11 protein-coding genes are annotated in these 14,664 nt (G+C 48.6%); 2 read left to right on the top strand and 9 right to left on the bottom strand.

Annotation, left to right across the window (positions count from 1 at the left end; translation table 11 throughout):
• Positions 1 to 62 precede the first annotated feature (62 nt).
• Positions 63 to 932, top strand: a complete 870-nt coding sequence (locus tag BLW29_RS27560; RefSeq protein WP_090985748.1) for an SPFH domain-containing protein — start codon at positions 63 to 65, stop codon at positions 930 to 932.
• A 274-nt stretch (positions 933 to 1,206) separates the two neighbouring features.
• Here the strand turns inward: BLW29_RS27560 and BLW29_RS27550 are convergent, their stop codons facing one another.
• Both BLW29_RS27550 and BLW29_RS27545 read right to left on the bottom strand, forming a co-directional pair.
• Complete coding sequence (locus BLW29_RS27550) at positions 1,207 to 1,977, bottom strand: N-acetyltransferase (protein WP_090985744.1); 771 nt, start codon at positions 1,975 to 1,977, stop codon at positions 1,207 to 1,209.
• A 21-nt stretch (positions 1,978 to 1,998) separates the two neighbouring features.
• A complete protein-coding gene (locus BLW29_RS27545; protein WP_090985743.1) occupies positions 1,999 to 3,108 on the bottom strand; it encodes a winged helix DNA-binding domain-containing protein in 1,110 nt (369 codons plus the stop codon).
• An 88-nt stretch (positions 3,109 to 3,196) separates the two neighbouring features.
• Here BLW29_RS27545 and BLW29_RS27540 point away from each other — a divergent pair, with 88 nt between their 5' ends.
• Positions 3,197 to 4,489, top strand: a complete 1,293-nt coding sequence (locus BLW29_RS27540; RefSeq protein WP_090985742.1) for a homocysteine synthase — start codon at positions 3,197 to 3,199, stop codon at positions 4,487 to 4,489.
• A gap of 322 nt (positions 4,490 to 4,811) precedes the next feature.
• Here the strand turns inward: BLW29_RS27540 and BLW29_RS27530 are convergent, their stop codons facing one another.
• From BLW29_RS27530 to thiE, 7 genes are all read right to left on the bottom strand, one after another.
• Positions 4,812 to 5,723, bottom strand: a complete 912-nt coding sequence (locus tag BLW29_RS27530) for a DHH family phosphoesterase (RefSeq protein WP_090985740.1) — start codon at positions 5,721 to 5,723, stop codon at positions 4,812 to 4,814.
• A gap of 110 nt (positions 5,724 to 5,833) precedes the next feature.
• The gene (locus BLW29_RS27525) at positions 5,834 to 6,934 is read right to left on the bottom strand and encodes a peptidylprolyl isomerase (protein ID WP_090985739.1); all 1,101 of its coding nucleotides are present in this window, start codon (positions 6,932 to 6,934) and stop codon (positions 5,834 to 5,836) included.
• A gap of 80 nt (positions 6,935 to 7,014) precedes the next feature.
• A complete protein-coding gene (locus tag BLW29_RS27520) occupies positions 7,015 to 11,682 on the bottom strand; it encodes an S-layer homology domain-containing protein (RefSeq protein ID WP_090985737.1) in 4,668 nt (1,555 codons plus the stop codon).
• 204 nt (positions 11,683 to 11,886) lie between these two features.
• Positions 11,887 to 12,999, bottom strand: coding sequence for a glycine oxidase ThiO (gene thiO, locus BLW29_RS27515; protein WP_090985735.1), 1,113 nt, complete (start codon positions 12,997 to 12,999; stop codon positions 11,887 to 11,889).
• A 41-nt stretch (positions 13,000 to 13,040) separates the two neighbouring features.
• Positions 13,041 to 13,820, bottom strand: coding sequence for a thiazole synthase (locus BLW29_RS27510; RefSeq protein WP_090985733.1), 780 nt, complete (start codon positions 13,818 to 13,820; stop codon positions 13,041 to 13,043).
• Positions 13,821 to 13,829: 9 nt separating this feature from the next.
• Positions 13,830 to 14,027, bottom strand: a complete 198-nt coding sequence (thiS, locus tag BLW29_RS27505; RefSeq protein WP_090985731.1) for a sulfur carrier protein ThiS — start codon at positions 14,025 to 14,027, stop codon at positions 13,830 to 13,832.
• A gap of 14 nt (positions 14,028 to 14,041) precedes the next feature.
• Entirely contained in the window at positions 14,042 to 14,659 is a 618-nt protein-coding gene (thiE, locus tag BLW29_RS27500) for a thiamine phosphate synthase (RefSeq protein WP_090985729.1), read from the bottom strand.
• Between the last annotated feature and the right edge of the window lie 5 nt (positions 14,660 to 14,664).

The raw sequence follows: 14,664 nt of genomic DNA, 5'->3' as shown, positions 1-14,664 counted from the left end.
CAAAGATATTAGATTCTCTTAATTGATCAAGACCGATGCCCACACAGACAAGGAGGATAACCATGCAAGAACACAAAGCGTGGCACGTAAATGGATTTGCCGTAATATTTGTTTCCATCATGTTATTCGTGTTGATGATTCTGACATTCGTCAAAGGAGTAGACGAAACGCCGAATTTCTCACTTATCGCGCTGGGAGCCGTTCAATTAATCTTGCTCGTGATTTGCTTATCATCGTTAATCATCGTGAATCCGAATGAGAGCGCAGTCATCACATTCTTCGGCAAATATAAGGGTTCCGTGCTCGAAAGCGGACTATGGATGGTGCTGCCGCTCACAGAGAAGAGAAAGGTGACACTTCGCGTACGCAACTTCACGAGCCAGAAGCTCAAAGTAAATGACGCGCAAGGCAATCCGGTGGAAATTGCGGCCGTAGTCGTATTTAAGGTCATGGATACGGCGAAAGCGTCCTTCAACGTGGATAATTACGAGAAATTCGTGGAAATTCAGAGCGAAACCGCTGTTCGGCATATCGCAGCGCAATATCCGTATGATACATTTTCGGATGAGCAGCAGTTTTCATTGCGAGGTAACGCGGATGATGTGGCACGCGAATTATTGACGGAACTGCAGAGCAAATTGTTGTTTTCCGGCGTGCAAATCATAGAAACACGTCTCATTCATCTCGCATACGCGCAAGAAATCGCCAGCGCAATGCTGCAGCGACAACAAGCTACCGCAATCGTAGCGGCGAGATCCAAGATCGTCGAAGGAGCGGTGGGCATGGTCGACATGGCTCTTCGTCAACTGGAAGACAAGGGGATTGTCCTCGACGAGGAGCGCCGCGCGGTAATGGTCAACAATCTGATGGTTGCCATCGTATCCGATAAAGGCGCAACGCCTGTCATCAATACGGGCACCTTGTACACCTAAGGGGCGGATATCGATCGCAACTGAGAAGAGGGCGTTTCCCCTTCGCCTGGATCCTGAAATTTATCGCGCGTTAGAACAGTGGGCGAACGAAGAATTCCGAAGCGTTAATGGACACCTCGAATTTCTGATTCGCGAAGCGTTGAAGAAGGCTGACCGATTGCCGAAGAAGCCGCCCAATGCTTAAATTGGAACATAAATAAGGAATGGCGGCCTCGGGTACAAACCTAGTGCCGCCATTTTCTATAGAGCCAGCAGTTGTACATGACGGCTGGTTTTAGTTGACTTTTATATTCAGCAGTCTGGTCTTCGTAACCATTCCCGCGCTTTCCAATGTTAATTTCGAAGCTTCGTTATAGTACCAACAGCCGCATATAGGCGTTAGATTATGCTCATAACACCATTTTTTCAAGTGCAAAATGATGTTCCTCCCCACCCCCTGCTTACGCATCTGCTCATTCGTAAACATCCCTATGCTGGCCACTCCTGCAATCATCTTGGATGACTCCATAACGCCGACGCCGAGTAGCAGTGTATCTCTATAGTAGGTGAATAGCTCTCCATTACGAATTCGGCGCTCATAGTCATCTAGAAAATCGCCGCAAACCTGCTCAATTTGAGGTAAATCACCGAAGTCGGCAAGGCGAAATGACTCATCTCCTGTCCCCTTGCTTTCCGATTGCTCCACCTGGCCGTCTTGAAAGAAGTAAGCTTGTTTATCGATCTTGAAGTCTTTATCTAAAGCCAGACTTAGAAACAGTTCATCGCAGGTCGGAACAAGCAGCGAGGTCAACGTATTCCGTTCAAGTACTTCGCTGAATAGCCGCTGTGAATGCTTCTGGTATGCGCGGATGATATAGAACTGAGTTAGTGTTTCGCTATTATGGATCGCATAGTAGCCGACGGATGCAGCTCCTTCTTCAAACACGTAGAACGACGATGCTGCGATGTGATCCTCCAGAAATGAATCGAATGGCGAAGATAGACTCTGCGAATATTCTTCGATAAGATGATGAATCTCACGGATCTGACAAGGCCTCGTTATCATCTTAAGCAGCTCCCTCCATTGCTAATAGTTGAACCGAATGTCATGAGCTTCGTCCTCACCAGCTACGAATTTCAGTAGTTGAGCTCCTTCTTCGGTTAATTCGTCACATTCCTGCGAAGTAAGTTTCTTGAATGGTTCAATGGTTAGCACAGCCCTCTTCCCGCTTCCCCGATTCAGATGCCACATTCCGCTGACGAAGCCGTCAACAAGGATAACCGATCGGATGATGCCGTTCTTCGTAAATACGCGATTACGATAAGCATCATCAATAATTCGCGTACGATCAGCATGCGACAAGAGTATATTGTCAAACTCGCCCAGCAATCGAGCTGGGGACGGACTATCAGCATCCGGCCGCGGCGCATCCGGCAGATCGAACAGCTCGTTCCCCAGCTCGTCTTGGAAGCTAACGAGTCTAGGTCGGAGCTTCTCGAATTCGCTGCGCAGCCCCGTTAAACCCGACCATGTCTGCATATCTTTCACGGAAGCCGGGCCAAAGGCAGACAGATAGCGGAGGATCATCTCCTCAGCCTCCGGTTCGGAAGAAAGCGTCTGTCCTAACCATGCTTCTGCAGAAGTATGAGTGGCTTGTCCGCTTTCACCCCAAAGGCCGCGAGGCGGCAATTGGACAAGCGGAACTGAATTTCGGGTGGCGGCTGCAAGAGCTTCGGGATCTCGGTCCGGCCATTTCTCGCTAAGCCGCTTGCCAAGCTCGTTCGAAGTCATCGGCTGTTCCTCGACCAGCGCGCGGCCTGCATCAGCAAGTTCCTGCTCATCTAAACCAGTAAGAAGTTTGCCGAATGAACCTTTTAATCCACGGTTAAGAACGGCTTGTACCCATGGTCTTAAAGCCAAACAATCGCGAGCGGACACCAAATGGATGGTCGAGCGCATCAGCGCGATGCGAACGGCCTTTCGTTCTTGCAGAAGCTGGCTCAATTCTTCCTGCCTGAAATCTTCGAGCCGCGCCCACAAACCGTAATAAGGGGAATTCGGAGCTTGGGCCTGCAATCCGACTAATCGCTCTATCGCATCCAATGCCGGCAGATTGACGCGCTTCAGCAGCATTTGCCTCGCGAGCAGTGCGCGGTTCAAATCGCGCTTTCCAAGTACTGGAACCGTAATCGTCATGTCTTAAGACCTCCTGTTTAGATGGAAATTTCTATCAGACTATGAGAAACTAGAGATGAAACTAGATTTGAGGAGGATGATTGTAGAAATGGCAGAAGAACGCAACTATTCCTTAGAAACATTAGCTGTACACGCAGGGCAAGAAATTGATTCCGCGACAATGTCACGTGCAGTACCGCTCTACCAAACGACTTCTTATGGGTTCCGCGATTCCGAGCATGCATCAAATTTATTCTCTCTTCAAGAGTTTGGCAACATCTACACGCGCATCATGAATCCCACAACAGATGTATTCGAGAAAAGAATCGCCGCGCTCGAAGGCGCGCCTGCAGCTTTAGCTACTTCTTCGGGTATGGCTGCCATTACATACTCCATTCTTAATATTGCGGAAGCAGGAGATGAAATCGTCTCCGCGGCAAGTCTGTACGGCGGCACTTATAATTTATTTTCCACTACTTTGCCGAAGCTTGGCATCAAGGTTCATTTCGTCGATCCAAGCAATCCGGACAATTTCCGCAGTGCCATCAACGAAAGAACGAAGGCCATCTTCGCAGAAACCATCGGCAACCCTAAGGGGGATGTGCTTGATATCGAAGCCGTAGCCTCCATTGCCCATGAGAACGGTCTTCCTCTAATTGTAGATAACACGTTCCCGAGCCCTTACTTGCTTCGTCCGATTGAGCATGGTGCTGATATTGTCGTTCATTCGGCGACCAAGTTTATTGGCGGACACGGCACTTCGATCGGCGGCATCATCGTAGATGGCGGTAAATTCGATTGGAAAGGAAGCGGTCGTTTCCCTGGCCTGACAGAACCGGACCCTAGCTATAATGGCGTCGTGTATACGGATGCTGTCGGACCGATCGCTTATATTATTAAAGCACGTGTGCAATTGCTGCGTGATATGGGAGCTGCAATCTCTCCGTTCAACTCCTTCATGCTGCTGCAAGGCTTGGAAACGCTGCATCTGCGTATGGAGCGTCATTCTTCTAACGCACTGGCAGCGGCTCAGTTTCTTGAAGCGCATGAGGCTGTCGAGTGGGTAAGTTACCCTGGCCTGCAGAGCCATCCGTCCTATGACAAAGCGCAGAAGTACCTGCCTAATGGTCAAGGCGCTATCCTGACGTTCGGTATTAAAGGCGGCTTGAATGCGGGGAAAAAGGTAATCGAGAACGTGAAACTCTTCTCCCACTTGGCGAATGTCGGCGATTCGAAGTCGCTTATCATTCATCCGGCCAGCACGACACATGCACAGCTTAAAGAAGACGAACAGGTTGCAACCGGCGTCTCCCCGGGGATGATTCGCTTATCCATTGGAACGGAAGGCATCGCCGACATTCTTCATGATTTGGAACAGGCGATTCAAGCGAGCCAGCAATAATCGCTCCTCTTTCAAACTCTCTTATAGGGCATCGATCCTCATCGGATCGGTGCCCTATTTCAGCTTCGCTTCGAAGTTCATGCATGGTTTGCCGGATGAAAATAGAACAGCAGCACTTGGCATCGTGGACGTTTTGAACTTAAATGCTTTGCAGCCTCGGGGGAACTTCGGGTCCCATGTCACATAGTAATGGAGGCATTGCATGCAATTGATTCGCACCGGTGAGGTAGTCATGTGGATTCCTTTCAGCTTTTTCCTTATTAGAGAAGAGTTCGACTTATAAAAGCAAAACCCTTTGGAAATTACTCCAAAGGGTTTCATCTCAATTAAATCGTTTAATAATCACTTCGATTGCTTCATCCGCAGACTCGTACGGCACTTGGCAAGTTCCGGCAGCTTCATGTCCGCCGCCACCGAATTCCCGCATCAGATAGCCAACCGGGACACTGCATGAGCGATTCACGATGCTATGTCCGCATGCGATCGCGCAATTCTGTTTCTGGAATCCATCCACGATCCACAGCGACACATTCTGCTCCGGATGAAGGGCATACACCAAGAAACGATTGCCGGGATAGATGGTTTCCACGCCTCTGAGATCCGTAATGATCGCATTCCCTTCCACACGCGTATGGGCAGCGAGCATCTCACGGAACAACAGATCCAGTTCAAAATACCGGTCCACCCGTTGTTTCACGTCTTCATCCTGCATGATCTCTTCAAGCGATTGTTCCAGACATAGACCAACCAACTTCTCCATCAGCTGGTAATTGCTTATACGGAAATCACGATAGCGGCCAAGCCCCGTGCGAGAGTCCATAATAAAGGAGAGCAGATCCCAGCCTTGCGGATTCAATATATCCTCTTTGCTAAACTTTGCGGCATCCGCCTTGTCTACGCCTTCCATGATACTATCGAAGAACGAACCGAACTTATCGCGTCCCCCATAGAAATCATAGACGACTCTTGCGGCGCTATCGACAATTCTGATCTCGCCTTTGTATGTAAATCCCTCTTCCTGTGATCGTTTCAACTCGCTCGCATGATGATCGAACCATAGACCGCAGCCTGCTATAAAAGGAACATTCGTCAAAATATCGTTACTCGTAATTTCAACTAAACCATCCTGCATGTCTTTGGGATGTACAAACTTCATATCATCGATCATGCCTAGCTTTCTGAACAAAACCGCCGTAACCAACCCATCGAAATCTGATCTTGTGACTAGCCTCATCCTGACCCCTCCGTGTAGTAGATCTATCAGTCCGTTAATAGGACTATTATACCATACCATTATTAGGATGGAGTAAAAGGATTGTAGGCTAGAGATTAAATTCGAGGGGATCAGGCGGTCTTAAGCGTCCGATATACCTCTTTATCCATAACAACAGCTGCACGCTTGACCAAATCGTTAACATAAGCGATATACTTCTTATCTTTCAATAATTGAGCGATCGATTCACTAACTTCCCCCAGTTTATGGAATCCTTCATCCGATTTCTCGAGACACTTCATGACATAATAAGCTTTATTGTACTCGAAAACCTCACTTACCTGCCCTACAGATAAGCCGACAGCATTTTCGGTAAATTCATGAGTGGCGGGCATATAATCTTCATGATTTGTTGTAGAATCAAATATCTGTTCACCGGATTCTACTTGAATTAGAGAATGCTTTCCAACCCAATCCGATAGTTCCTTTAATGAATCTCCGTTAGCGAATTTCTTCTGTACTTCTTCTGCCAGTTCCTTTGCATCGGTCTTACTCTTATCATCTCCGGCTATAAATGGGAAAGCTATTTTCTCTACCTTTACTGTATCTGTTTTCTTATACTTATTAGCAGCTATGGCTTGCTCATAATAGAGCTTGATCTCTTTCTCTGAAACGACATGTTGCTCATTTACTTGGTCCATTAATTTATGAGTCATATCCGTAAACAATTTTGCAAAATAAACATCTTCCGTATACTGCTGCGGACCATAGACGACTTTCTTGTTTGCGATAGCCGTTGCCCGTCTTGTATTCTCGTTCTTCAGATCTTCTAGAAATTGAGAATAGCTGATATCCTTAACCAGTCCCTTCTCTAGTCCTGCGATCTGCTGAACTTTAATAGCGATACACTCATCCAGGGCAATCTTCTTAAGCATTTCTGCCGGTATCTCTCCATCGAAGCTGCTTGTCCAGAAATCTTCTCCCGGTTCAACGTTATGTTCCTTCTTAAAATACGCCAATACTTCAGCGCGATGCTTGACGAGTTTAGGCATGAATTCTTGCACGGTGATCGGTTCATCGTTTACCGTTGCTACCACACTAGACTCCCAATTGTTATGTTTTGTATAGCCGACAATGATAAAAGTCGTTAATGAAACTGCAATTGCCGCAATAACGAACAACATAGGTTTGAATTGTAGATGAAACTGCTTCTTCGTACCTCTCTTACCCATGTTTACTTCCTCCTTTCATGAGATGGCTCTTTGAGTCAAAGAGCCACCTCTTGAATGAATGTATTTACACTACCGTGATGTTACTTCGCATTCATGAACATGTTCCAAATAACAACTGCTGCCTGTGCTCTAGTTGCCACATCCCGAGGTGCGAATTTCCCATTACCTACACCGTTAATGATACTGGCTTGTTGAATAGCGGCTACCGCGTTTACAGCGTATGCCGCGATTTCGGATTGATCCCGGAAGGAAGCTGCTTCTCCGTTTCCGGCAAAGTCAGCCTTTACCAGTAACCCTGCATTGTAAATCATAACAGCCATGTCCTGTCTAGAAATCAGATCATGAACGCCAAACATGCTGTTCGATTTCCCTTTTACAATACCGAGTTGCTGTGCCGATGCGATTGCGCCGTAATACCATGTGTCCTTCTTCACGTCGGTTAGTGAAGTCGTGGCCTTACTGTCAATCAAATCAAAGGCATTCATCAGCATCGTAATAAAGGCTGCTCTTGTCAGCTGATCATTTGGTTTAAAGCTGTGTAAACCAACGCCTTGGATAATGCCTCTTGCTGCCAATGCTTCTATGCTGTCTTGCGCCCATGATACGTTGGCAATATCGTTAAAGCTTACAACGTTTAAGGCAATGGCATATTTACTGAAATGCGTAGTGTTGAATGTCACTTGACCGGTTACGGAATCGAATTTGCCGTTCTTCACGATTTCAAGCTTGCCGTTATCATTCACGTAATAAATGATGATTTGATTCGGGTCTTCTCCGGGCTTCAACGTATAGTTCAGCTTCACTGTCACGGCTTGATCCCCGAATTGGCTAATCGTCTTCCCGTCGACGCTGAGATTGAAGTCATAAACCGGATGGCTGCCAACAGTTGCTTTCACTTCATCGGATAGCGACTGGGAATCGACATTCGTTACCGAAAGTTGAACATTTCCGGAAGCTCCGTCTTGCTTCTTCAACAGTTCCGTCGAAATCGAGATCACGGCAAGTCCGGTATTGATATTAAACTGCTTAATCTTATTGTCGAGCGCGGATTGAATGGATTCGCCGGACAGATTAACGATTACTGCTTTGGCCGACTCTGCTCCTTCAACGATAATGTCCACAATGGAGTCTTTCGCACTGAGCAGAGCTGCCTGAAGTTCATTTGCCTTCACGTCGACGACAGCTTTTCCGTTACCGTCAGGATTCGCTGCAATCTTCACGGTTCCGGGCTGCGGGTTCGATGGTGTCGTAGACGGTATCGTAGACGGTATCGTTGACGGTGCCGTTGGCGGCGTTGGTCCGTCAACCACGTTGATTTGTACATCTTCAGAAACGGTGCTTGTTCCATCCGTCACGTAAAACGTAACCGCGTATACGCCTGCTTGAGAATACGTTGGCGTCCAGCTGAATACACGGGAGGAAGCATTGAATGAAGCGCCTGCAGGCAGATTCGACGCGCTGTAAGTCAATGGAGTTCCATTCTTATCCGTTGCATGAATCGTAAACAACAGCGGGTTGTTTTCGCGTATCGATTTGTCCCTCAATGGATAAAATTCTGGTTTGCTATTAGCATCAATGACTTCAACGAGGGAAAATGGCCCTTCCACGCCCCACCAAGGGACCGACGACCCGTCTTCAAAGTCGGCGTTCTCGATTAGGTTCGCCCCGCCGGATATGCCAAAGAAAACATCGTCGATAAACATCGTAGTGGGTTTATCCGTCGCTTTGATCATGACATGCATGAGAGTATTAGATCCGGTATTAATCACAACTTCACGTTTACCTTCACCTTCACCCTCACTGATGCTCACGTCGGTCCATTCGTCAGTTGCGGTTAAGTCCATCTCGCCAAGTGTAGACCAATCCGCTTTGGCTATGACGACTTTAACGCCTCCGCTTCCTTTCACCCATGCCTTAAATACCATATCGGTATTCGGCGTAACCGCGATATTGCTGTACCCTATATTCTTCCAGGCACTTCCAGCTAAGTTATTGTCGACTTTAATTGCGTATTCTCCGCTGTGTACCTCGTTATCTACCGTTGGCGGCGTTGTCGGCGGCGCTGTCGGTTCGTCGGCATCGGTATTCAAGCTTGTCATATGCAAATAATCGAAATCGGCAATGACATTCGTTCCATTGCAGTTATACAGACCGATCCGTTTATTACCGGGGAAGTAAACGGTAAAGCTGGCGATCTTGGTATAAGCTGTACCATCCTGCGAATAGTACCCCGTATAGGTTGCGCCTATTTTCTCCAGCTTCAAGTAATAATCGGCATTATCATCTTCAGTATCGTTGATATTCGTGTAAGTCCCGCTGTTCCACACACCGGCTTGCTTATATCCGAACTGGAATTTCAGTTCGCCGTCATGGACCCGGTTAAGCTTAATGTGATTAGCGCCGTCCATATAAACCAACAAACCGGTCTGCTCCCAATCCGCCGTCGGAATGGCCGATACTTTGGTCTCGATCGTAAAATCGCCTTTAGGCGCCCATTGGAGCAATACGTTCTTCGTAGAATCGACATCTCCGCCGCTGCTCGCGATATTCATATGACCCGGATTCGTGGACAGACTCCATTTCAACGGATCTTCTGAAACCCACTTCCACCTAGCATTCAATGTACTGCTATCGAAATCGTCGTTCACTTGTACTGCCGTTGTCGGAAGTTCCGGCTCCGGCTCTGGGTCCGGCGTATCCGGATTCGTAGGATCAACGGTATGGAAGAGTGTAAATACGTCGCCTCTTGCCCACGGCCTGTTCCCGTATTCGAAACTGCTGTTTTCGAGCAAATTCGAACCATTCGCGACTCCCAAATATGCATCGTCGAAGTACGCGGTTCCAGCTGTCCCTCCTGTTTCAGTCAACGCATACACCAGCATCGAAGAGTTTCCGCTGTTCACAGGCAACTGAATTTCAGTCCATTCATTCGAAGCTTCAAAGGATACGTCATCGATAACGGTATTTCCATCGCTCACCGATAACGTGTATCCGCCCGTGCCTTTCACCCACACCTTTGCTTCATAATCCTTATTAGATTCCACACCTGTAAGGGTCTGCTTCAGTTCACTGTTTGAAGCCGTGTCTGTAGAAACGGCCTTCACGGACCATCTTCCGGCGTGAATGGCCGGATCTATCGCATCAGGGATAAGTAACGGCTTAGGCGTTACGGTCACCGCCGCTGCTTTGGGACTTCCGAATTCATGTGCTCCAATATCGGGAGCGTCTTTATAGAGCGTATTGCCCCAGAAATCTCTGCCGCCATTATCCGCAATGATGGTTCCCGCGTTAATATACGGAGAATCCGCGCTCAATTTGAATACGTCGGCACCTTCCATGCCATCCGTAGGAACCGCCGGAATCGGCTCGGCAAATTTCGGATCCGCAGTAATGGCGTGCGTGTCTTCGGCCGGCGCAATATTCCCGGTTCCAAAGTAGCCGTTATAGTCAAACACGTTATTGGAATCCGCAGCGGAAGGATAGGTCGAAGCTGCGTTCGAATAGAAAATGTTGTTCTGATAATAAATGTTAGCCGCTTCCGTAGCGAGCGACTTGATATGAATGCCTTCATCTTCAATGTTGTTGTAGAACACGTTATTATAAATGTACGAACCCTCTGAACCCGCGTGATTGATCGATAAGGTCGTATTTTCGTTGACGTTGGTTTTATGGTCGTTGAAACTCACGTTGTATCGGACGGTCGCGCCTTTATAGTTCTCCTGGGAATTGCCCATGACCAGCAGGAAACCGCCCGCGTTGTCATGGCTGTAGTTGTACTGGAACGTAACGCGGTCAACCGTCGCGATGTCGGCGTCGAAAGCCTGCGAATCCCCGTCGTCGTTATCTTGCAGCGGATCATGATTCGTGTAGGCGACTTCGTTATTTTGGAAGACCGCATTCTTGCTGAGCCACTCCCACATGGAAACGGTATAGCCGTAACCTTCGAAACCGCCGCCCTGATCATAGGAAGTGTTGTACTCGATCAGAGGAGCGTCGCAGAGACCGACAACGATATCTCCGTTTCCGTTTCTTTCGAAAAAGTTATTTCTTATCACTACGTTCGTAAAAAAAGTATGATCTTTAACAGCTTCATCTCCATCGCTTTGAATGCCGTGGCTCTCGTTATCGTAGATATGGCTGTCCGCGATCAGAAAGTCATCATAAGACGAATTGCTTTTATACGCATTAAAGCCGATCGCAGCGGACCAGAAACGCAAGCTGCCTGCATAGTTACCTTTCACATTATGAATATCTAGGCTCTCAAAGTGTAAGCTTCTTAATGTCCGGCCCGTATCATTGGATACGAAAATTCCATAACGGTGATCATTTTCAGGCGCATCGTTCGTGATTTCAAGATTTTTGATCGTTACATATTCCGCATTTTTCACGAAAATCGTTTTCGGCACGCCTCCACCTGCAATAATCGGTTTCGGACCTTCACCATACTTATCAAACGTAATGCGGTTTGCACCATAACCGGAGTCATCTATCGTTAAATGCCCATTCCAGACGTCTCCTGCTTTGAACAAAATCTGATCGCCCGGCACAAACTCCGTGCTGTTTACTTTGTTTAACGTTTTCCAAGCCTGACCTGGGCTCAAGCCACTATTATTATCATTTCCGTACACAGCATCCACATAGTAGGAATTTAGAGACGTTGCACTGGCTGCTGCTGGGCTTATGCTCATTAAAGATGCAACCAATGTAAGCATACAGAAAAAAGCGATGACCTTTTTAAACCTTACCATTCAAATAATCTCCCCTTTTAATAGAATGTGAACGATTAGCCTATTTATCATATAGTTGATTCCCGTATTTCAACTACGAATCAGCATGACACCAATAACGTTAATATGACGAGAATCGTTTATAGAATGAAAATAAGAAAAGGCAAGGCTCCACAAATGAATGTGAAAGCCTTGCCTTGTATGATTATAGAACCCTCTACTCTACTAGGAAAACCGTCCCGGCAAGAACGCATCATAATCAGGCGATGCCGACCTCTTCCCATCGATCCAATCCGCCGCCAGCTTGGCGGTCGCAGGACTAAGCAGAATGCCATTGCGATAATGCCCGACCGCAAACACCACGCGATTAGCAGCGTCGATTGCACCAATCAGCGGAAGCCCATCCTGCGTGGAGGGGCGCAAACCGGCCCAGCGATGAAACGGTTCTCTCTCTCCGAGAAACGGGAACACCTTCTTGTTCCATCTCGTAAGACGCTCGATTCCCTTGGCCGTAACGGAAGTATCGAAGCCGGCGACATCCTCGGAAGCACCGCATACCAGTGTGCCATTATCTTTTCCCACCAGGTAGCCCTGATTGCCGAAAACCATATGCTGAACCGGCTTCGCTTCTACCTCATAAGCACAAATTTGTCCACGAATCGGGTACACGGGAATTTGAATGCCAAACGTATCGTAAAGCTCTTGCGCCCATACCCCCGAGCACACCAGCAATCGCTCTCCGCTGAACAGACGTCCATCGGCAGATTGAATACGTATCTCGTTCTCCCACTCATCTACGCTAAGCTGCTCGAGATTCTCGTGGATATGAACGCCCAGCAACCGGCAAGCTTGCTCCAATGCCTTGACATAATGCGGGGCATAGAGATGAGTCTCCTCCGGCGTATGCAGCGCGGCTCTTACATTCGTTGACAGATGAGGCTCAAGGCGCAGCAGCGCATCCCCTTCCACGATGCTGCCGGAAGAGCCGTACTGACGCTGCCATAACAGTCTGCCTTCCAGTGCCAGCAAATCCGCATCATGGTACGCAATATAGAGACTGCCGGAGTTCGTATATTCGAAGGTCTGCCCGGAAATCTCCTTCACGCCGGCCTGCCAATCGGGATAAAGCTGTAGACTTTCTAGGCACAAACGGAAAAAAGCATCGGAACCCTCTACATTCTCGGAATACGGCGCCAGCATGCCCGCGGCCGCTCCGGACGCTTGGCCTCCGCAGCGATGAATCTCCAGCACCGTAACCTGATAACCCCGCTCCTGTAACTCGAATGCGCAGGATAATCCGATGACTCCGCCTCCCATGACCACAATGCTCTCTTTCATTTCCAGACCAACTCTCCCAAGTACTCACTCACTAGTTCGCCTTATTTCAATTTAAACGCATCCAGACCGCTGCTTGCCGACGCATAGCGTTTCTTCTCGATCCGGCCGGATAGATAAGCAAGGCGTCCTGCTTCGATGCCCATTCGCATCGCCTGCGCCATGCCGACAGGATTTCTGGCTTTGGCAACAGGGGTGTTCATAAGGACCGCCGATACGCCAAGCTCCATCGCTTGCGCGACATCGCTCACCGAACCAAGGCCGGCATCCACGATGATCGGTACTTGGGCATCTTCCACGATCAGACTTAAATGATAGGGATTCAGAATGCCAAGTCCCGTACCGATCGGGGCTGCGCCAGGCATGACTGCCGCCGCTCCCGCTTCTTCAAGTCTTTTGCACATGATCGGATCATCGGTAATATACGGAAGCACCGTAAACCCTTCTTTAACAAGGATTTCAGTCGCTTTCAACGTTTCAATCGGGTCCGGCAGCAGAGTCCGCTCATTCGCGCTAATCTCGACTTTAATCCAGTCGCTTAGGCCGGAAGCGCGCGCCAATCGGGCGATACGAACCGCTTCGTCCGCTGTCCTAGCACCGGACGTATTCGGTAAATAGATATATTCACCATCCTGCACATGCTGCAGAATAGAATCATCTTCCGTGGACTCTAAGTTAATGCGCCGAATAGCAAAGGTAAGCACCTGAGCACCCGAGGCTTTGATGGCTTCCATTTGCACATAGGGATTAGGGAAAAGTCCTGTACCGATAAAGAAACGAGAGGATAACTCCCGGCCGCCAATCTTGAACACATCCTGCTTCATCCGTTCTCGTCAACCTCCTCCGACAAAATGTACGAGCTCGATTTGCATATCCTGGCGAACAGTCGTGGTCTCCCACTCTCCGGCCGTAAGAACAGCGCCGTCCGCCTCAACCACGATCGGTTTGCCGGCTAACCCATAGTGGACAATGACATCCTGTATCGTCCGGGCTTTCAGCTCCTGCTTCTGACCATTGATTACAAGCACCATAAGCACATCAACCCCTATTTATTCAGCTTCTCGAGTAACGCTTCACAAGTCCCGCGCACATCGCTGCTTCCGACAATCCCGCTAACCACACAGATGCGCGTCGCGCCTGCGGCGAGAACTTCATCTACGTTGCCGAGTTTGATGCCGCCAATGGCTACGAAAGGAATGCGCACGCTCGCCGCAACCTCGCGTACATACGAGACGCCAACCGGATCAACGACATCGACTTTCGTCTTCGTAGCGAAAACAGGACCAACGCCGATATAATCCGCACCGTCACGTTCAGCCTGAAGCGCTTCTTCGAGCTTATGCGTCGAGATGCCGATGATTTTGCTGCCGACGATTCGTCTTGCTTCATGAAGAGGTACATCATCCTGGCCCAGATGGATGCCATCCGCATCGACTTCCATCGCCACATCGATGTGGTCGTTCACGATAAACGTCACGCCATGCTTCCGAGTAAGCTCCCGAAGCGCCCGCGCTTTCTGCAGCAGCTCCGGTTTACCGCTCGTTTTATCCCGCAGCTGAATGATATCCACGCCGCCGAGAATCGCTTCCTCCATGACTTCGATCATGTCGCGTCCTGGGTGGAATTGCTCTCCTGTAATCGCATATAAACGAAACTCTTTCATTCTAC

The sequence above is a fragment of the Paenibacillus sp. CF384 genome, assembly GCF_900106745.1.
Lineage (GTDB): Bacteria > Bacillota > Bacilli > Paenibacillales > Paenibacillaceae > Paenibacillus_Z.
Note: the sequence above shows the minus strand (reverse complement) of the source record. Positions and strands in the feature narration are given on the sequence as shown.